We start from the raw sequence: 18,398 nt of genomic DNA, 5'->3' as shown, positions 1-18,398 counted from the left end.
CAGCTGGATAATCAGTCGGATGACTGCAAGCGGTTATAAATGGCCGCCAGCAACCACCCGGCGATACCCGCTACCACGAACCAGGCCACCAGCCCGATAACGACACCAGTGAGAGTCAAGTGCCAACCCATCTCATTCAGTTGCATATGCACCATTTCTCCGGACATGGACAACATCATGGAAGGCATTAACATCACCAGCAGACTGCAAGCCAGCCACAGTATCGCCGCGGTAATCGCGCTGGCCATCCCGAATTTGAACGCATTAAGTGTCATGATTATTCCTCCGTTTATGGTGGTGTATCTGTGAGAAATTAGTGTCTCTACAAATCCCCGAACCGGTTGGCAGACTGCGCCATACGCATCATTTCGTGCTCTTCCAGCGACCGGAGTGATTCCATCAACTCTTTGGCAGAGGGGATATCCGCCCTGGAGGCGAGATAGCGATACAGTTCAATCACCTGCTGGTGTTGATCGACTATCACCTCCATGATTTGCGTGGCATCCAGCTCGGCAAAGGGCGCGTCGCAATGCGCATGCCGAACGATGGGGTGCTTTGCCACATATTCGTAACACCAGGTATTCAGTGCATGCTCGTCGCCTGAGGTTTCAAACCCGCTGACTACCTTGGTCAGTGCCTTCTCATGATCGGACAGATACGCAAGGATCATCCGGGCCCGTTCATCCATATTCTTGTCCGCACAGTGGGATAAACACTGGCTGAGGTGTTGGTGAAATTCCCGGGTCCAGTGCAGCACATCTTTTAAGGTTTCAATTTGCATAACTTTTTCTCCGCTGTGGATTATCTCTTCGATTACAGGCGCAAAATATCGCGATAACCCGCCACATTCACCGCAAACGTGGTGTGCTCCTGCAAGTGCACCCGAAGGCCTTCAAGGGCTTCCGGGTCACCGTGAATCAGTTGAATTCGAGTAGTATCGGTCAGCGCTGACTGCTGTAACCACTGGGTCAGTTCGAGGTAGTCTGCGTGCCCCGACAAACCGGAGATGACTTTGACAGTGGCTCTCAACGGTACCCAGCCTCCGTGGATTTTCACCGCATCAACACCCTCCAGCATTTTGGCGCCGCGAGTGCCGCCCGCCTGATAACCGGTAAACAGTACCGTGGTTTTAGAACTGCCTAACAGGCGTTTGAAGTGGTGGAGAATACGACCCCCGGTAGCCATGCCGCTGCCAGCGATAACAATATGGGGGAAAGCCTGTCCGGCAATCGCCTTCGATTCGTCCACCGTGCGGGTATAGGTCACGCCATCGCATAGGCGGTAGCATTGCTCGTGACTCAACCGGTGCTGATCACTGAACTGGCAGAAAATATCCGATACTTTGATCGCCATGGGGCTGTCGAGATAGATGGGCATTTTGGGGATATCGCCCTGATCCATCAGGGTCGCCAACAGATGTTGCAAGGCCTGCGCCCGCCCTACCGCAAAGGCCGGGACTAGCAGCACGCCGCCGCTTTTGGCGACACGGTTAACAATTTCCGCCAACTGCTGAAACGGATCTTGGGTGTCGTGCCGGCGGTTGCCGTAGGTGGACTCCATCAACAGCAGATCCAGCTCCGGCAATGGTCGAGGGGGGGTCATCAGCACATCATCGAAGCGACCGACATCACCAGAAAAGCCGATTCGTTTCCCTTCCGCTTCAACGATAATGCTGGCGGCGCCGAGAATATGACCGGCAGGCTGTAAATAAAAACGGATATCCCCGACCTCGATCTGTTCATCAAACTCCACAGACTGAAATAGCCTCATGCTGGCTTCCGCCGTTTGACGGTCGTAAAGCGGCTCAGGGTGCGCGTGCTTGCCCAATTTATGTTTGCTGTAATACTTAGCGTCTTCCTCCTGGATATGGCCGCTGTCGGCTAATAAAATCTGACACAGGGCCTTAGTGGCGTGATGGGTAAACACCGGGCCGCGAAAGCCGCGCTTGTATAGCACCGGGATATAACCGGAGTGATCCAGATGTGCGTGAGTGAGCAGCACCGCATCCAGTTTGTCGATGTCCAGGGGCAAGGTTTGCCAGTTGCGTTCCCGCAGCCACTTGTAGCCCTGGAACAAACCGCAATCGACTAATACGGTTGTCGTTTCAGTTTCCAGCAGAAATTTTGAGCCGGTAACGGTCTCGGTGCCGCCGACAAAGGTAATTTTCATAATGATTTTCCTGGCAATTTAAGCATGCTTATAACGGGCGCAATCAGTTGCGACGTAATATCAATAGCGTTGGAAGGATGGGGGATGGTATTGGATGTGACCAGTTGGCTCAGGCCTGAGGCCAGTAAGGTTTTATCGGAGTGATCGGCAAATATGCCGTGCACCGCCACGCACTGAATGTTGTCGATACCTTTGGACCGAAGTGTTTTAACGCATTCCAGGATTGTTTGCCCGCTGGAAATAACGTCGTCGATAATCACTGCCGTTCTATCCCTGAATTCGTTGATGTCGGGCAGCATCACTTCGACTTGGCGATCCCCGAAGCGCTGCTTTTCTCCAATCACAAAAGGATGTTGACTAAAGGCAGCAATCTCATCAACCCATTGCTCGCTTTCGCTGTCGGGCCCTACCAACAGTAGGTTGCTTTGCGTTTTGAGCCAGTGCGCCAATGCCGGAGCCCCTTGCACAACACGACTGGGTATGGAATAGATTTCATCCAGAGAATGATAGCGATGCAAATGTGGATCGACCGTAACCAGCCAATCAGCATGTTGAGAAAGGCACTTGGCAAAAATACGTGAAGTAACCGCTTCCCCATCGACAAAACGGCGATCCTGACGCATATAACTGAGGTAAGGCGCCACTAACCCCACTTGCGACGCTCCCAGCTCCCGCAGTGTTTCCAATAAAAACAACAACGGCAGATATTTGATGTTTGGGTGTGACAGATCAGCCACCACAATACAGGCGCGATTTTCTACATCAGATTGAATACGCAGATAGGACTCCCCATCAGGAAACTGCCGAGCGTTAAACTCGCCAGGTTGACCACCAATCGCGTTACTGAGTGACTCAGCCAACGGATGATTGTTCAGGGAAAACACCACTGGAGATTTATCTTTCACAGCCATCGCCTCGCTCATCGTTCCTTCTCGACCGTAAAAATTGTCGATTGGCGATAAAACGCCATCGCATACTGTTGCTCTCCGATCGTATCGGAACAGAGCGTAAATAAAGGTTGTCCGACGGTGACCTTGTCGCCGACTCGAGCATGTAGACGCAACCCCGCAGCCGCTGTCGCCGGAGCGCCTGCCAGCTTCGCCAGACGCGCGAGTTGACGATTGTCGATAGCGGTAAGTGTGCCCGCTGCTGTGGCCGCTTCGGTATGTTGGTAGCTGGCGTCAGGCAGGGCTTTCATCCCACCCTGCGCGGCCAAAATGCGCTGGAACTGCTGCCAGGCTTTACCTTCATCCAAAATCGCGATCGCTCTTTCCAGCCCTTGTTCATAACGCTCTTGATAAGCAAGTGAAAACAGATGTGCAGCCAGAAACAAGGCACGCTCCCGAAGATCCTGTGGTGCACTGTGCTCGCGCTGCAATACTGCCAGCACATCCCGCGCTTCTTCTACCGGGCCGATACCACGCCCAACCGGCTGACTACCATCCGTAATAAGGCAGCGAATTTGAATACCACAGGCGGCTCCCACCTGGGTAAAGAGTGAGGAAAGGCGATCGGCGTCGTTCTGGGAACGCACTTTAGCGGTGGGGCCGACGGGAATATCTATCACCGCATGAGTGGAACCGGCAGCGATTTTTTTTGATAAAACCGAGGCGATCAACTGCCCTTCACCATCCAAATCCAGGGCCCGTTCAATGCGAATCAACAAATCGTCGGCCGGACTCAGGTTGACAGCGCCACCCCAAACAAGACAGGCATGGGTCTCAGCCACTACACGTTGAATCTCATTGAGCTCCAGATTGACGGTAGTCAGTGCCTCCATAGTATCCGCAGTACCGGCGGGAGAGGTGATCGCCCGCGAGGAGGTTTTAGGGATGGTGAGTCCCGCAGCGCTGACAATGGACACCACGAGCGGTGTGGTGCGGTTGCCCGGCAGCCCACCGATGCAGTGTTTATCAAGAACCATGGCTTCGTCTGGCCAGTTCAGCCGCTTACCACAGGCCACCATGGCCTGGGTGAGACTGATGATTTCATCTACGTCTAAACGGCTACCCGCGCACACACTGAGGAAGCTGGCGATTTCGATATCCGAATAGCGGTGGTCGCCGATGTCCTCGACAATAGCGGTAATCTCTTGATCACTGAGTTTGTGTCCAAAGATTTTTTTGCGCACGGCGGCAAGTGATGTCACTACCGGTGCGTGGTCGACACTAACCGCGGCGCCATCATCGACGTCCAAGCGCTGCATGGCACTTTTAGACAACCCTGCACTCCCGGAACTCAGTACCTGTTCGTCCACCACATTCAGCGTGGCGATAACGCTGTTTTCCCCGTACCGCAGCATGACACGGCTGTTGGCAGTGAAACCTTCAGAGCGGCAGATGTGACAATCACTGCGCATATACACCACCGGTTCCTGGTGGGTGTCGATGCCCATGTCGATCACCTTAAGTGTGTTAATTTGATCCATTAGCATTTCTTGAACAACAAAATTTAGCCATTGCCTTTCTTTCAGTGGCCAGCAGGCTTTCTCCACCACCATTTTTAATGGTGATGTTCATTATCCTGACTCAGGTGCACAACCTGCTTTCGTTTTTTAGATCCCAGAAATAGTTGCTCGCCGATAGCGATTAGCATCATTGTGACAACGGCCACACCCAACACAAATGGGTCTGAATTCAACTTCACCCAAACAAACCCGCTTAGTGCAAGCAAATCTAATATAATCGCAGTGACGGGAACCCAGCTTTTAGCTTTAACATCGTCCAACAAGTAGCGCAGAACACCCCAATGAATGGCGATATCCATCACTAGATAGAAAACGATGCCAAGTGCTGCTATACGGGAAAGATCAAAAAACGCTGTGAGCACAAGACCGAGTACCACGGTGTATACCAATGTATGTTTCTGAATGCTGCCAGGCATACCGAAGTGTCGGTGAGGCACCAACTTCATCTCTGTTAGCATCGCGAGCATCCTGGAGACCGCAAAAACACTGGCAAGAATCCCACCCGCCGTCGCAAGCATGGCAATCGCAACAGTGAACCACACGCCATACTCACCGAGTGCGGGTCGAGCGGCTGCAGCCAGGGAATAATCACGGGTCTCGATAATCTCACTGAGTGAGAGGTTACTGGCCACCGAAAAACCAACCAATGTATAGATGACGACACAAGCAGCAATCGAAATAACAATCGCGCGACCAACATTGCGGTGTGGATCGATCACCTCGGAACCACTATTGGTAATCGTGGTAAAGCCTTTGAATGCCAGAATCCCCAGCGCTGTGGCACCGAGGAAATTACTAGCTGAACCGGTCTCGCTTACATGGTCAAAGTCCACTGCCAGGCTATCAGCTAACCAGATGCCTACGAGGCCAAAAATCAGGATCCCGCCAATTTTCAGTAGACCGATAAACCCTGCAACCCCTTGAATCAGCCGATTACCCAGCAGGTTCACAATGAACGCCGCCAGAATTAGGGAGACGCCGAGTATAGGCGTCATTTGTCCTGATGGGTCACCGCCAAACAATTGCATGGTGTAGGAACCGAACGTGCGCGCAAGAAAGCTCTGAGCGATGACCATCGAAAAATACATTAGTAGCGCATTAAATGCAGTGGGCAACCGGTCGCCATAGGCCTTATGCAAATACATGCCAATCCCCCCTGCTGATGGGTAGGCATTGGACATTTTGATGTAGGAGTAAGCGCTGAAACCAACGATGATAGCGGCCGCGAGAAATGCCAGTGGGAATAATGCACCAGTCATCTCTGCCATTTGACCGGTTAGCGCGAATATTCCCGCCCCGATCATCACCCCAGTACCGAGCATTACCGTACCTGATAGAGTGAGGCTACCTTCGTCATACTGTGTCGAACGAGCGTCTTTTTCATCCATTCAGGACTCCTTTAAATAAAAGTTAAGCCCCCTGTCTGGGCTTTCGGTGCAAGGTATGCAGGATGCTTAAAAATGCAATTCTCTGTTTATCGACATAAACCATGGAGGTATACACTAGCGCTTGCGGCCAGCGACCAAGGGAATTTGATGACAGCTCCAAGGTTCGTGGTTGGCGTTGTCTTTAACATTCCCATCGATACATTTGTAATAGCCTTCCTTAAAGTGCGTCCACCAATCATGACTTACTTCGACGCCATGCTTTTTCAACACATCTTCGATACCATCCAGACGAATCCTGGTGGCGTCATAAGCAAGATTCAGAACATGACTTTTTTCGTCAAAGGAAATGGCGTCGAGTCCGTAAAGCTGATCGACCTCAGCAACCATCGCTTGCAGGTTGTTCTGATCGACAGGTGCCAGTTTCAAATGGCGCACCACAAGATTGATTTCTGATACGCCTAGCCGATGTTCTTTTTTGCCCATTTCGATTTCCTCTACTGAGGCGGCATCTTGTTGCAACAATGCGCTTCATGCTTGGCGTTATCCTTGATATTTTTATCTGTCTGCCGTTGCCAACCCAGCTTGGTGCGACTCCACCAATTGTCTTTAATTACCGCGCCATGCTTTTCGACAATGGCTATCATTTCATCGATATTATGGTGAGAGGCGTCATAGGCGATTTTGAGATTACCTTTCGTCATGTTCAGCCAAACACGGTCAACACAAGGAAGTCCATCCAACTCCACTGTGATAGCATGCGCGTTGCTTTCATTCACCCCACGTAAACTTAAGGTGTGCTTCGCTAGAAAACCTGGATTGATTCCTAATCGATGCTCTGCCACCACTTTCTCCAAATTATCGATTACTAACGATCAATAGTCCGCTTTGCTTATTTCTTAATGTGTTTAGGACGACTCTTGCGAGCTTCGACCATGTTGTCCATCATCTGCCCCATCATCATCTGCATCATCCCCATACGCTCTTCCATCATTTTCATGCGCTCTTCGGTAGAGCTGGATGCCATGTCGCCTTCACCCTGATTTAGCGTCATCATGCATTGCTGCATCTCTTTCATATGTGCTTCGATGAGTTCATCCCGTTTGCCTTGGTCTGCTTCCTTTTTCAGCTGACCCATCAGGCGCTCCATGGATTTTTTGTGTTCTTGCATCATTGGCATCATTCGCTCATGGCTCATCATCATGCTGCCTTGCTTACCCTGTGTGTTCGGGTCACCGTCATGTTGATGCTCACCTTCGGCGAAGACTGGAGATGCCAATAATGCGGAAATAGCGAGTGCTGACATTAAATTTTTCATTGTTTTATCCTCAGACAGTTTCAGGTTCATTGATTTTAAATTTCGGAATCCACGCTGGCGTAGATTCCATATAATGGCGATATATTTCGCCAAATTCTTCCAGCGCCATCCGCTCCTCTCGCTTAGCGAGTCGCACGTAGACCACTACCAGTATCGGGAACATCACGAGCGTTGGAATGGTTGGCCACTGCAACAGGAAGCCGAACATAATCAGAATAAAAGCAATGTATTGCGGATGACGACAGCGGGCATACCAGCCTGTGGTCGCCAGCGACCGGGTCTGCTGCGCCTTGTGCAGTACACCCCACGCCGAGGCCAGCAAAAAGAAGCCCAAAACGATCAGAACATTACTGGCGATATGCAGCGGATCCCAATGTGGATTACCTTCAAAACCAAGCAACGTGTGCAACAGGTGGCCGTTTTCGTGGGACAGAAAATCAATGCCAGGATATTTTTCCGCCAACCAGCCGGAGAGAAAATAAATGGTTAATGGAAAGCCATACATCTCAGTAAATAGGGCAATAACAAACGCCGAGAAAGCGCCAAAGCTTCGCCAATCGGTTTTGGTTTGCGGCTTGGTAAAGCTGAAGGCAAAGAAGATAAATATCGCCGAATTGAGTATCACCAGCGTCCAGAGGCCGTAAGCAGATTCACCGTGCATAGCTTTTCACCTGTTAATATTCTGTTAGTGATGATACTCATTTTCTTTGCGACCATCTTCCAGCCCACGCTGATAGGCAGCCTTGTCGGATTCATCCTCGTGCTGGCCATGTCCACCATGCCCCCCGTGCATAAACAGATGCATAAACGGACAGGCTAAGAGAATCAAGAAAGGCAAAAACTGCCAGACGTGTTGCCGGTGCTCGATCAAGAGGAAATAGCTTGCTGCTGCAATTAAACCCAGGGCGGCGAGGCCTTTTGGGGTCAACCAGAATGATGATTTTTGGGTTGCCATGTCACACCTCACTAATAAAATTGAAATGTTCCGCCTATTGGGCGACACTGTTTATCGGTTGTCAGATTACTTATCCACATTCAGTTTTACCCGCTTGAGACGCAAAGAGTTGCCGATCACTGACAGAGAGCTGGTGGTCATAGCGATCACCCCGATCATGGGATGGAGCAAACCCACCGCGGCAATGGGGATGGCCGCCACGTTGTAGAACCAGGCCCAGAACAGGTTTTCGACAATCTTGCGGAAAGTGGCGCGGGACAGGCGAATGGCTTCCACCACCTTGGACAGCTCGCCTTTCACAAGGGTGACATCCGCCGCCTCGATGGCGACGTCCGCGCCGGCGCCGATGGCAATGCCCACATTGGCCTGCTTCAGTGCCGGGGCGTCGTTGATGCCGTCGCCCACCATGGCCACCTGCTGACCGTACTTTTCCTGCAACTTTCGGATGGCGTCCACCTTGCCTTCCGGCAGTACGCCCGCCAGTACCTCGTCTATCCCTACCTGATTCGCCACGTGGCGGGCAGTGCGTTCGTTGTCGCCGGTGATCATTACGGTGTGAATGCCTAACGCATGAAGCGCGGCAATGGCGGCTTTCGAATCTTCCTTGATGGTGTCGGCCACAGCGACAATGCCGGCGGCACGATCGCCGGCGGCCACCAGCATGGCGGTCTTGCCCTCATTTTCCAGCCGAACCATCGCCTCTTCGAGGTCGCCCAGCTCGATGTCCGCTTCATTGAGGAGCCGGCGGCTGCCGACGCGAATGAGTTGGTCGTCGACGCGGCCTTCCACCCCGCGGGCGGTAATGGCGCGGAAGTCGGCGACGGTGGGAACATCCAGGCCCTTGTCCCGGGCGCCGGTCACGATGGCCTGTCCCAAGGGGTGCTCGGAGCCGGCTTCCACCGACGCCGCGAATCGGAGCACATCAGACTCGTTGAAGCCAGCGGTGGCAATCACGTCGGTGAGCGCGGGTTCGCCTTTGGTGATGGTACCGGTCTTGTCGAGGACCACGGCCTTGATGTCCTTGAGGGACTGAATGGCTTCGCCGGAGCGGATCAGCACCCCGGATTCTGCGCCCAGTCCCGAACCCACCATGATGGCGGTAGGGGTAGCGAGCCCCAGGGCACAGGGACAGGCGATAACCAGTACAGCCACGGCAGACAGAATGCCCGCCATCAATGGCGACAGTTCCGGGTTTACCCATGGTAGAAATCCGGCACCCCAGTAAAGAATGGGGCGTAGCGTATCCGGAAACAGCAGCCATGCAGCCAAGCTCGCCAAGCTAATCAGGATGACTGCCGGGACAAACTTCGCGGTCACCTTGTCCGCGAATTCCTGGATGGGTACCTTGGATCCCTGGGCCTGCTCCACCAGCCGAATCACCTGGGAAAGGAAGGTGTCGGCACCAACCCTGGTGGCACGTACCTGCAGCATTCCCTCTTTATTGATCGTGGCACCAATAACTGTGTCTCCTGGTCCTTTTTCGACTGGGACAGATTCGCCTGTAGCGATGGACTCATCAAGATGACTATTGCCCTCGACGATTTCGCCGTCGGTGGGCACCTTGGCGCCGGGCCGGACCACCATGATGTCTCCCACCCGGAGCTCAGCCACCGGTACGTCAATTTCCTGCCCGTCCCGCAACACCGAGGCGGATTTGGCGCCCAGCTTGAGCAGCTTTTTAATCGCCTGTGAGGCCCGCCCCTTGGCCCGGGTTTCCAGATAGCGGCCGAGCATATGGAAGGTCATGATGGTGGCTGCCATCTCGATAAAGGAAGTCATCGGGTAGACGAAACCCACAAGGCCGATTAAATACGGGGGCAGGCTGCCCATGGAAATCAGCACGTCCATGTTCGCGGTACGGTTGGTGAGGGAACGCCAGGACGAGCGGTGAGTAGCCCAACCACCTTGAAGGAACACAACGGGAAAGGCGAGCAGCGCAACCAGAATCAGATAGCCTGGCACCGGGATCCAGAACATGTGGATCATCATCAGGACCATGATCAGGGTCGTGGGTATGGCAGCGAACCACAGGCGTTTCCATGCCTGGTCGAGGTAGCGTTCCTCGACGGCTTCATCCGCTTCCGTGTCCGCTTGCGCCCGGTTTTCGCTGACGCCTGCCACTTCGTATCCCGCCTTCTCAATGGCGACTTTGATTCTTTCCGCATCCACCGTTGCCACATCAAAACGAACCGTCACCTTGTGATTGGCAATGTTGGTGGAAATGTCAGTGATGCCGGCGAGACGCTTGATGGAGCTGGAGACCAGTCCGGCACAATGATCGCTGCCCATGCCGGGGACAGTGAGACTGGCCTCACCTCCGGTCTCCGGTGTTGCAGATGTCGTGCTGGCCACGTCGTAGCCAGCTTTTTCAATGGCGCCTCGGATCTGGTTGTCGCTGGTCAGGTTGGCGTCGAATTCAACCTCGACACGGTGATTGGCGATATTAGTGGTGAGGTTGATGATACCCGGCAGCCGCTCAACCGAAGTGGTGATCAGACCAGCGCAGTGGTTACTCCCCATGCCAGGCACTATCAGTTGAACGGACTTGCTCTTCGGGCTGTTGACTGATTTCGACGAAGGAGAAGTTGTCGGGTGATCCATGTATTTCTCCAATTTTCAGACCATTTTTTACGGAAGGGGTAATCTCTTTTCAATTTATTAAGCAGCTAACAAACCAGATTTCACGCCTGTAACATGCTTAGGCTTACCAACTGCTAATTACTCCAACCATCAGCCATAAACTAATTGATTTGGGTCGAAGGAAAACCCGCTCGATCCAACGCCTCTATCAGAGCGTTAGACTCGACCATGCCAACGACCGAAGCGACACCCGTCGCCAGATCCATACACGCATCGCTTACGCCGGAAACAGAGCGTAGCGTTTGCTCAATGCTTCTTACACAACCACCGCACGTTGCGCCCTGCACCTGTAGCCGCTGCAGCGGGATATCGCTATCTGAGTCAACACTGCTCCGAGTGTTAGCTGCAGTGGATGACTTGCTGGCGCAACAGCAGCCGCCCCGGTGATGAGTAGGGCTCTCGAATTTCTGTGTATTCATGGCAAATTCTCTATGTTGATTTACTGGGCAAACTCTTCAATCAGGTGACAGATCATATGGCCAGTCGGCACCTTATCTGGCTTTTGGCTCCACTCAACCACGGCCTGCTGCATGCGTTCCCGCAGTTGCAGAGTCTCCGCGAACCGTTGTTCAGTTTCATTCAGGCGTTGGTCAATCAAGCTGCGCACCGTCGGGCAAGGCGATTTCTTCTTATCCGCGTGGTTCAAAATTTCCTGAATATCCTCAACGGAAAAGCCCAGTTGCCGTGCACTCAGCACGAATCGCAAGCGGTTGTAATCCTTTTCGCTGTATTCCCGATATCCATTGGCTTTGTTCTTACCCGGTTTCAGAATCTTGATCCGGGTATAAAACCGCACGGTATCGGCCGTAACCCCTAAACGCCTGGCCATTTCGATAACTTTCACACAGCCCTCCTCGCAGCTCAGTCTGACTATCGCAGGATTCAGATTAACCCCGAAGATCTGTTCCTTGCCTTAATATGAGTCAATCATCAGTTCTAAACCCGAGAGAAAATCCAAAGAATTTGTCCGGCTTTTTGTCACCTTACACCTGTGTCCAAGACACAGGTCAAGCAATTTTTAACAGTCTTCCACTTTTGATTTTCAATATTTCAATCACCCTGAATCTGGCTGTATTTGTCTCGGTCGGTACCGATCAATTGTCTGTCCGCCAGCTTACGTATGAAAAAAAGCAAAGTGCCGATCATAGGAAAACATCCGGCCTATCCTAGGGCTGGGTACCTGACGGTAAGGTGACTCGTTCATTACATTGCTGTAATGGCCTTGTAAGTTCTTCGTCCAGCTATTCATCTACCTTGCCCTGCTTCCAAAGCAAATAAACCGCCGGCAATACCAACAATGTCAATACCAAAGCACTGAGCATGCCCCCCATGTTGATTGCCATCCAAAACTGACCCAGGGTTTCCATCCAATTCTGACCCGGGTTATGGGTACCGAGTATAACTAGGCGTCTGTTGGTCACCACGTCCTGGCGGCGGGTGGCCAGCAGGTCGAGCAGGGTTCGCTCCTCAATGTTGGTCAGAATGCAGCGGTAGCGCTTGTTCAGGTATAGCTCGTCAATGCCCAGGATGCGGGCGTCTCGAAGCGGTGCCAGCGCCCCAGGAACTCGGCGCGGGCGTTGAAGATGTCGCGCACCGTCTTCTCGTCCAGGCCGGTCTGTGCCGCCACAAAGGTGTAGGGGTGGTTGAAGGATTCCTTCTCCACGTACTCATGCAGCCGCAGTGTCATACGGAATCCGTCCACCATCTCCGGTAGCTGGGGCCTGAATGTTGTCTTGCAGGCCCGGCAGGTGTATCGGCGGCGGACCACCCAGAGAGTGACCCGCTTGCCGTGGATGGGCAGATCACGATAGGGAACGTCACGCTTGCCGAACCGTACGAACTCACCCTGCACGCCGCATTCCTCGCAGGCGATGGGATCGGGCACGTCCACCTGGAAGTGCATTTCGTCGTCGGTTGATTTGCAGCCCAGTACTTGGTATTGCGGCAGGTGAAGGATGTTGTCGGGAAGTTCGGTCATGGTGTTGTATAGGCGTAGGTGTCAGTCAGATCCATCCGGCTCGGCATTGGTGTTTGCTTTTTTACCCAACAAGCTGCTGGAAACGAAAAGTAAGGCACCGAGGACAATTGCAATATCAGCCAGGTTGAAGGCCGGCCAATGCCAGTCTCGCCAATAGAAATCAAAGGAATCCACAACATAGCCGCGAAAGACCCGGTCAATCAGGTTGCCCATGGCGCCACCGAGGATAAGACTGTAAGCGATGGCTTCTCCTTTATGACGATTTTCAAGGATCAGCTTGATCAGAAAAATCGAGACCGCCACCGCGATCCCGATAAAAAAGTAGCGCTGCCAGCCTCCACCATTCGCAAAAAGACTGAATGCGGCACCGGTGTTCCATACGTGCACCCAGTTAAAGAACGGGGTCACTGAAATAGACTCGCCATAGGCCATTGATTGCTGCACCAGCCACTTTACAGCCTGATCAGACGCTGCCAGCAGGCCCGATATGGACAACAGGGCATACGGCGAGAGCTTTTTGCCAATAATGAGCATTATTTAACCCTTCAACGCCAAAATGCGTCTGGCACCGTTAAGTACAATGCCCCCCGCGATGGTGCCGATAATCAGATCCGGATAATTGGAACCGGTCCACGCGACCAGGGCGCCGGCGGTGATGACCCCCAGGTTGATCACCACGTCGTTGGCCGAGAATATCCAGCTTGCCTTCATGTGCGCCCCGCCTTCCCGATGTTTGGATATGAGCAGCAGACAACTGGTATTGGCAATCAATGCGACGAATGCGATAGCCATCATCACCAGCGATTCAGGCTCACTACCGAATACAAAGCGTCTCACCACCTCTACGAGCACGCCCACAGCCAAGATCAGTTGCAGTACACCAGCAAGATGCGCGGCACGTACCTGCATTTTCACGCTATGTCCAACCGCATAAAGGGCAAGCCCGTACACCGCCGCATCGGCAAAATTGTCCAGGGATTCTCCAATCAGGCCGGTGGACTGGGCGATCAGACCGGCAGTCATTTCCACCACGAACAGAAGTGCATTGATGCCGAGCAACCAGCGCAGGGTCCCGGATTCTTGCTTAGCAGAAGCTGCCGAAAACTCGGCGGCCTTGATGGTCTCCGGATTTGCAGCGACGGTTTCCTGAAGCGAGGCGCCTAGCCCCAAGGTCTTCAGTTTCGAGGTGACGGGCTCGACCTCGCCGTCATGCACGACCTTCAGCCGGCGGTTCGACAAGTCGAAGGACAGCGCCCGAATCTCCTCAAAGCCGTTCAGGGCTAGGCGAATCATTCGCTCTTCTGATGGACAGTCCATCTTCGGCACGGCATAAACACTGACCCATCTCCCTGGCGCCTCGGAGGAGGCCTGTATATCGGTATCCGCTGCGGACGTTGCATCACCGCCACAGGCGCCACCACAGGATTTGCTCATGATACGACTCCACTTGAACAATGTTGTGGTACCATTTAAAACTATAAAGCTACTATAAGGTCAATAGAGTAAAGAATCCGTTGGGGAGGAGGCTGATGCGCATTGGTCAGTTGGCGCAGTTGGTAGGGGTCTAAACACAGACGATCCGCTTCTATGAACAGCAGGGCTTGTTGCCGCCGCCTGATCGGCAGGACAACGGTTACCGTGTCTATACCGAGAAGCATGGTGAGGGGCTGGCCTTCATCCGTCGCTGCAGAATCCTGGGCCTGTCACTGGCTGAGATTCACGAACTACAGAGCTATCAGGACGACCCTCATCACCCTTGTACCGCCGTCAACACCTTGCTCGATGATCACATCTCTCATGTGCGGTCGCAGATAACCGCTCTGCAAGCGCTTGAGAAACAACTCGTTTCACTGAGAGCGAGTTGCAACGATGACCGGGAAGTTGAGGCGTGTGGGGTTCTTGCTGGAATTAGCGAAGGAAACATGCACCAGCAGTAGGTGAAGCATCAACCAGATAATCCAATGAGATGCCGGTCTGTCTCACTCTCATGCAAAGGTAAGATCAACCATTTAATCCGCTTACCCCTTTAACTAATAAGTTTATGGCATCATGATTCATGTAATCTCCTCCTTTAAGAAGCCGCAAAAAACGCGGCGCAAGCTGCCTGCTTATTTGAAAAGGTGCTTATCCATGGTTCACGATAATTCTGAGTCTCATTGTCATCACCATACACCCTCCCACACGGGCTCAGGGCTTACAGACCCGGTCTGCGGCATGGGTGTAACGGCAGACTCTGCCCAGCATGTTGAGCATGCGGGTAAAACTTACTACTTCTGCAGCACCAAATGCATGAATAGATTCCAGCATGACCCTGAGAAGTTTCTTTCACCAACCTCGCCACCTCCCTCGGAAGCGGTCAAAGGCACAATTTATACGTGCCCGATGCATCCGGAAATACGTCAGGACAACCCCGGAACCTGCCCTAAATGCGGCATGGCACTTGAACCCCTGATGCCCAGTCTGGAAGATGACAATCCCGAGCTGGACGATTTTTCCAGGCGATTCTGGTGGACATTGCCTTTTACCGTCATTGTCACGGTGCTTGCCATGTTTGGGCCACAGCTTGGCTGGTTCGAGATGGCGACGCAAACGTGGATAGAGCTTGTACTGTCGCTTCCCGTGGTGCTGTGGGCCGGACAGCCGTTCTTCGTACGGGGTTGGCAATCAGTGGTCAACCGCAGTCCCAACATGTGGACGCTGATCGGCTTGGGTACCGGTGCCGCCTTCGTCTACAGCACGCTGGCAACCGTAGCTCCCGGTATATTTCCGGAAACATTCATGTCCATGGGGCGTGTGGCGGTTTATTTCGAAGCCGCAGTGGTGATCATTTCCCTTACGCTGTTTGGTCAGATGCTGGAGCTTCGCGCGCGTTCCCAGACATCCGCTGCCGTCCGGTCATTGCTCGGTCTGGCGCCCAAGACGGCCCGCCGTATCAATGCAGACGGAACAGAAGAAGATGTACCGCTGACGCATGTGCATGAAGGTGATCGTTTACGCGTACGTCCCGGTGAGAAAGTTCCTGTCGATGGCATTGTTGAAGAGGGTGCAAGTTCTCTCGATGAATCCATGTTGACTGGTGAATCGTTACCCATCAGCAAGCGCCCGGGTGACAAGGTCATAGGGGCAACGATGAACACCTCTGGTGCACTTGTGATCCGGGCGGAGAAAGTCGGCTCGGCCACTGTGTTGTCACAAATTGTCCAGTTGGTGGCTCAGGCCCAACGCTCTCGGGCGCCGATGCAACGGATGGCTGATTTGGTGGCGGGTTACTTTGTCATGGCGGTGGTAGCCATCGCCATCCTCACCTTGGTCGTGTGGGGCATGTTCGGCCCGCAGCCAAGCTGGGTCTATGGCCTGATCAATGCGGTCGCTGTTCTGATCATCGCTTGCCCTTGTGCGCTGGGGCTCGCAACGCCCATGTCAGTCATGGTTGCTACCGGACGAGGCGCAACCAAGGGTGTTCTGTTTCGTGATGCAGCAGCAATAGAAAATCTGCGCAAAGTCGATACGCTCATCGTAGACAAGACCGGCACCTTGACAGAAGGCCGACCAGCATTCGATCAGGCTGTTTCCGCTGGCGAGTTGGACGCCGATGAAATCTTGCGCCTGGCTGCCAGCCTCGATCAAGGCAGCGAGCATCCTTTGGCTGACGCTATTGTCAGCGCTGCGCGCGAACGTAATTTGGTGCTCAGCCCAGTGGACGACTTTGACTCGGGTAGCGGCATAGGCGTACGGGGCAAGGTTGAAGGCAAAACACTGCTGTTGGGCAACACTGCGTTCATGCAGCAGGATAACGTCAATGTTGATGGCCTGGCTGCCACCGCTGAGGGATGGAGGACAAAGGGTGCGAGTGTGATGTACCTGGCGGTTGACGGCACACTGGTCGGCCTACTCGCCGTTTCCGACCCCATCAAACAGAGCACCCCTGAAGCGGTACAGGCGCTCAAGGCCGCGGGAATCAGGGTCATCATGGCTACTGGTGACGGTATTTCAACGGCAAAAGCGGTCGCCGAACAACTAGGCATAGACGAAGTTCATGGCGAAGTGAAACCGGCCGACAAGCTGAATCTGGTTGATAAGCTTCAATCAGAAGGTTGCATCGTTGCGATGGCGGGCGACGGCATCAACGATGCCCCGGCACTGGCCAAGGCGAATGTCGGTATCGCTATGGGAACCGGGACGGACGTAGCGATGAACAGTGCGCAAATCACCTTGGTAAAAGGAGACCTGCGGGGTATCTCGATTGCCCGGGACCTGTCAAACAAGACTGTTCTCAATATGAAGCAGAACCTTGGTTTTGCGTTCATTTATAATGCGTTAGGCGTTCCACTGGCTGCTGGCGTCCTGTACCCGTTTGCCGGGTTGCTTCTATCACCCATGTTTGCAGCCCTGGCGATGAGTCTGAGTTCAGCGTCCGTTGTATTCAACTCGCTGCGGCTTCGTGGTTCGGTTTAAGCTGGATACGTCGAGGGGTAATCCCCCCACGATAGAACAGCCTGTTCGGGACTTGCCAGCCCCATTCAAGCCGATAAAGGCAACGATGTTGCCTTGGGCTGATTCAAAGTTAAAGGTCTGGTCCTTCAGGCCTTTATATTGACCGCTTAGCGTCAACGACAGTAACCGCATCAGGCTTTTTTCCTTGCCGCAGCTTGCTTCTTAGGCTGCTTCTTTAACGCCTCGCGCTCAGTCTGAATCTTCGCCAGCAAGGCTTCAGCGGAGTTTTCCCCACTGATTAAATCCGGGTTGGCAGCACGCCAGTCGGCGGTCAGTTCACCCCGGAAGGCTTTGGCCAATATCGACTGAGTGAGGTTATCCACCCGGTCCAGTGCCGCAGCAGCTTTCTGTTCGATGGTATCGGCGAAGGCAAAGAGTTCTTCCACGCGGCGGACGATTTCGTTCTGCTCTTCCTTTGGCGGAACGGGAAGCGGACATTTTGCATAATCAATAATAGATAGGTGCTGGATTGCCATTCCCTGAGCTTTGTCTTTAACAAATTTCTGTGTAAATTCACTGTTTGCTAAATATTCAAGGTAGTCTTTGTTCATTTTGGTTGATCGCAACCAGCAAACAGCAACGCTCTGATTGATGCAGAATTTTTCCTCAGTTCTTACTAATGCAGCCCTGCCAATACTGCCATCTTTAGTTATTAACAAATCACCTTTTATAGGTCTATCTTTGTCCGAAAGGCTTTTAAATGCATCGTAGGTTGTCAAACCTGCATCATCGATTTTCACTTGAAAGTGCTGAATATCTTTAGCTGTTAGTAATTTTATTCCGGAATCCGATTTCGGCATTGGCTTTGTAAAACCATAGGTTATCCATTCAGAAACCCTTCCCCAAGTTGTGAATGCCCAGCTATCGGGTAGATCGAATATGTAATCAGAGTCTATGGCACACTCTATGGATGACTTTTTTTTCTGTAGAGATGGAATAGTATTTAACAATAGCTACTTATTTTGGGTATCCGGATTAAGTGGTAGATGGAG

The 18,398-nt window shown here is 52.9% G+C and carries 19 protein-coding genes and 1 pseudogene; 2 read left to right on the top strand and 18 right to left on the bottom strand.

The window, feature by feature from the left end; genetic code table 11:
• Nucleotides 1-11 precede the first annotated feature (11 nt).
• The 17 genes and pseudogenes from A15D_RS14450 to A15D_RS14370 form a co-directional block, all read right to left on the bottom strand.
• Complete coding sequence (locus A15D_RS14450; RefSeq protein ID WP_052041364.1) at nt 12-275, bottom strand: DUF5676 family membrane protein; 264 nt, start codon at nt 273-275, stop codon at nt 12-14.
• 47 nt (nt 276-322) lie between these two features.
• Nucleotides 323-781 (bottom strand): hypothetical protein, encoded by a 459-nt coding sequence (locus A15D_RS14445; protein ID WP_035230286.1) that lies wholly within the window; start codon nt 779-781, stop codon nt 323-325.
• A gap of 32 nt (nt 782-813) precedes the next feature.
• Nucleotides 814-2,169 (bottom strand): MBL fold metallo-hydrolase, encoded by a 1,356-nt coding sequence (locus tag A15D_RS14440; RefSeq protein WP_035230287.1) that lies wholly within the window; start codon nt 2,167-2,169, stop codon nt 814-816.
• Complete coding sequence (locus tag A15D_RS14435; RefSeq protein WP_052041365.1) at nt 2,166-3,092, bottom strand: ribose-phosphate diphosphokinase; 927 nt, start codon at nt 3,090-3,092, stop codon at nt 2,166-2,168. Before A15D_RS14435 ends, A15D_RS14440 begins: the two co-directional genes overlap by 4 nt.
• Nucleotides 3,089-4,597, bottom strand: a complete 1,509-nt coding sequence (locus tag A15D_RS14430; protein WP_051230004.1) for a thymidine phosphorylase family protein — start codon at nt 4,595-4,597, stop codon at nt 3,089-3,091. Before A15D_RS14430 ends, A15D_RS14435 begins: the two co-directional genes overlap by 4 nt.
• 74 nt (nt 4,598-4,671) lie before the next feature.
• Nucleotides 4,672-6,024 carry an APC family permease gene (locus tag A15D_RS14425; RefSeq protein WP_102792501.1) on the bottom strand — a complete coding sequence of 451 codons (1,353 nt, stop codon included), beginning with the start codon at nt 6,022-6,024 and terminating at the stop codon, nt 4,672-4,674.
• 114 nt (nt 6,025-6,138) lie between these two features.
• Nucleotides 6,139-6,507 (bottom strand): hypothetical protein, encoded by a 369-nt coding sequence (locus A15D_RS14420; RefSeq protein ID WP_102792500.1) that lies wholly within the window; start codon nt 6,505-6,507, stop codon nt 6,139-6,141.
• A gap of 11 nt (nt 6,508-6,518) precedes the next feature.
• Nucleotides 6,519-6,866: a hypothetical protein gene (locus A15D_RS14415; RefSeq protein WP_102792499.1), complete on the bottom strand. Its 348-nt coding sequence runs from the start codon at nt 6,864-6,866 to the stop codon at nt 6,519-6,521.
• Nucleotides 6,867-6,913: 47 nt separating this feature from the next.
• Nucleotides 6,914-7,339 (bottom strand): hypothetical protein, encoded by a 426-nt coding sequence (locus A15D_RS14410; RefSeq protein ID WP_068812742.1) that lies wholly within the window; start codon nt 7,337-7,339, stop codon nt 6,914-6,916.
• Between the two features lie 10 nt (nt 7,340-7,349).
• Nucleotides 7,350-8,000, bottom strand: coding sequence for an isoprenylcysteine carboxylmethyltransferase family protein (locus A15D_RS14405; protein WP_068812488.1), 651 nt, complete (start codon nt 7,998-8,000; stop codon nt 7,350-7,352).
• Nucleotides 8,001-8,024: 24 nt separating this feature from the next.
• The gene (locus A15D_RS14400; protein ID WP_102792498.1) at nt 8,025-8,294 is read right to left on the bottom strand and encodes a DUF2933 domain-containing protein; all 270 of its coding nucleotides are present in this window, start codon (nt 8,292-8,294) and stop codon (nt 8,025-8,027) included.
• A gap of 66 nt (nt 8,295-8,360) precedes the next feature.
• Nucleotides 8,361-10,895 (bottom strand): heavy metal translocating P-type ATPase, encoded by a 2,535-nt coding sequence (locus A15D_RS14395; protein ID WP_102792497.1) that lies wholly within the window; start codon nt 10,893-10,895, stop codon nt 8,361-8,363.
• 140 nt (nt 10,896-11,035) lie between these two features.
• Entirely contained in the window at nt 11,036-11,353 is a 318-nt protein-coding gene (locus tag A15D_RS17535; protein WP_102792496.1) for a heavy-metal-associated domain-containing protein, read from the bottom strand.
• Between the two features lie 20 nt (nt 11,354-11,373).
• Nucleotides 11,374-11,778 carry a MerR family DNA-binding protein gene (locus A15D_RS14385; protein WP_102792495.1) on the bottom strand — a complete coding sequence of 135 codons (405 nt, stop codon included), beginning with the start codon at nt 11,776-11,778 and terminating at the stop codon, nt 11,374-11,376.
• Nucleotides 11,779-12,346: 568 nt separating this feature from the next.
• A pseudogene (locus tag A15D_RS14380) lies at nt 12,347-12,912 on the bottom strand (ISL3-like element ISPpu12 family transposase); the annotation flags it as partial.
• Between the two features lie 21 nt (nt 12,913-12,933).
• On the bottom strand, nt 12,934-13,446 hold the full coding sequence (lspA, locus tag A15D_RS14375; protein WP_102792494.1) for a signal peptidase II: 513 nt from the start codon (nt 13,444-13,446) through the stop codon (nt 12,934-12,936).
• Nucleotides 13,447-13,449: 3 nt separating this feature from the next.
• Nucleotides 13,450-14,346, bottom strand: coding sequence for a cation transporter (locus A15D_RS14370; RefSeq protein ID WP_004574643.1), 897 nt, complete (start codon nt 14,344-14,346; stop codon nt 13,450-13,452).
• A 143-nt stretch (nt 14,347-14,489) separates the two neighbouring features.
• Here A15D_RS14370 and cadR point away from each other — a divergent pair, with 143 nt between their 5' ends.
• Together cadR and A15D_RS14360 are read left to right on the top strand one after the other, a co-directional pair.
• Entirely contained in the window at nt 14,490-14,849 is a 360-nt protein-coding gene (cadR, locus tag A15D_RS14365; RefSeq protein ID WP_233192256.1) for a Cd(II)/Pb(II)-responsive transcriptional regulator, read from the top strand.
• Nucleotides 14,850-15,042: 193 nt separating this feature from the next.
• On the top strand, nt 15,043-17,367 hold the full coding sequence (locus A15D_RS14360; RefSeq protein ID WP_102792493.1) for a heavy metal translocating P-type ATPase: 2,325 nt from the start codon (nt 15,043-15,045) through the stop codon (nt 17,365-17,367).
• A 170-nt stretch (nt 17,368-17,537) separates the two neighbouring features.
• On the opposite strand, the gene A15D_RS14350 is transcribed toward A15D_RS14360, so the two are convergent.
• Entirely contained in the window at nt 17,538-18,206 is a 669-nt protein-coding gene (locus A15D_RS14350) for a restriction endonuclease subunit S (protein WP_102792491.1), read from the bottom strand.
• Nucleotides 18,207-18,398: the final 192 nt, after the last annotated feature.

The sequence above is a fragment of the Alcanivorax sp. MD8A genome, from assembly GCF_002888555.1.
In the GTDB taxonomy this organism is placed as follows: domain Bacteria; phylum Pseudomonadota; class Gammaproteobacteria; order Pseudomonadales; family Alcanivoracaceae; genus Alcanivorax.
The sequence above is the reverse complement of the archived record's forward strand: the minus strand, read 5'-3'. Positions and strand labels throughout refer to the sequence as shown.

Bases quoted from the DNA above. Each gene is read 5' to 3' on its own strand.
- A15D_RS14450 (WP_052041364.1), bottom strand. From the start codon at position 275: ATGACACTTAATGCGTTCAAATTCGGGATGGCCAGCGCGATTACCGCG.
- A15D_RS14445 (WP_035230286.1), bottom strand. From the start codon at position 781: ATGCAAATTGAAACCTTAAAAGATGTGCTGCACTGGACCCGGGAATTT.
- A15D_RS14440 (WP_035230287.1), bottom strand. From the start codon at position 2,169: ATGAAAATTACCTTTGTCGGCGGCACCGAGACCGTTACCGGCTCAAAA.
- A15D_RS14435 (WP_052041365.1), bottom strand. From the start codon at position 3,092: ATGAGCGAGGCGATGGCTGTGAAAGATAAATCTCCAGTGGTGTTTTCC.
- A15D_RS14430 (WP_051230004.1), bottom strand. From the start codon at position 4,597: ATGGATCAAATTAACACACTTAAGGTGATCGACATGGGCATCGACACC.
- A15D_RS14425 (WP_102792501.1), bottom strand. From the start codon at position 6,024: ATGGATGAAAAAGACGCTCGTTCGACACAGTATGACGAAGGTAGCCTC.
- A15D_RS14420 (WP_102792500.1), bottom strand. From the start codon at position 6,507: ATGGGCAAAAAAGAACATCGGCTAGGCGTATCAGAAATCAATCTTGTG.
- A15D_RS14410 (WP_068812742.1), bottom strand. From the start codon at position 7,339: ATGAAAAATTTAATGTCAGCACTCGCTATTTCCGCATTATTGGCATCT.
- A15D_RS14405 (WP_068812488.1), bottom strand. From the start codon at position 8,000: ATGCACGGTGAATCTGCTTACGGCCTCTGGACGCTGGTGATACTCAAT.
- A15D_RS14400 (WP_102792498.1), bottom strand. From the start codon at position 8,294: ATGGCAACCCAAAAATCATCATTCTGGTTGACCCCAAAAGGCCTCGCC.
- A15D_RS14395 (WP_102792497.1), bottom strand. From the start codon at position 10,895: ATGGATCACCCGACAACTTCTCCTTCGTCGAAATCAGTCAACAGCCCG.
- A15D_RS17535 (WP_102792496.1), bottom strand. From the start codon at position 11,353: ATGAATACACAGAAATTCGAGAGCCCTACTCATCACCGGGGCGGCTGC.
- lspA (WP_102792494.1), bottom strand. From the start codon at position 13,446: ATGCTCATTATTGGCAAAAAGCTCTCGCCGTATGCCCTGTTGTCCATA.
- A15D_RS14370 (WP_004574643.1), bottom strand. From the start codon at position 14,346: ATGAGCAAATCCTGTGGTGGCGCCTGTGGCGGTGATGCAACGTCCGCA.
- A15D_RS14360 (WP_102792493.1), top strand. From the start codon at position 15,043: ATGGTTCACGATAATTCTGAGTCTCATTGTCATCACCATACACCCTCC.
- A15D_RS14350 (WP_102792491.1), bottom strand. From the start codon at position 18,206: ATGCCGAAATCGGATTCCGGAATAAAATTACTAACAGCTAAAGATATT.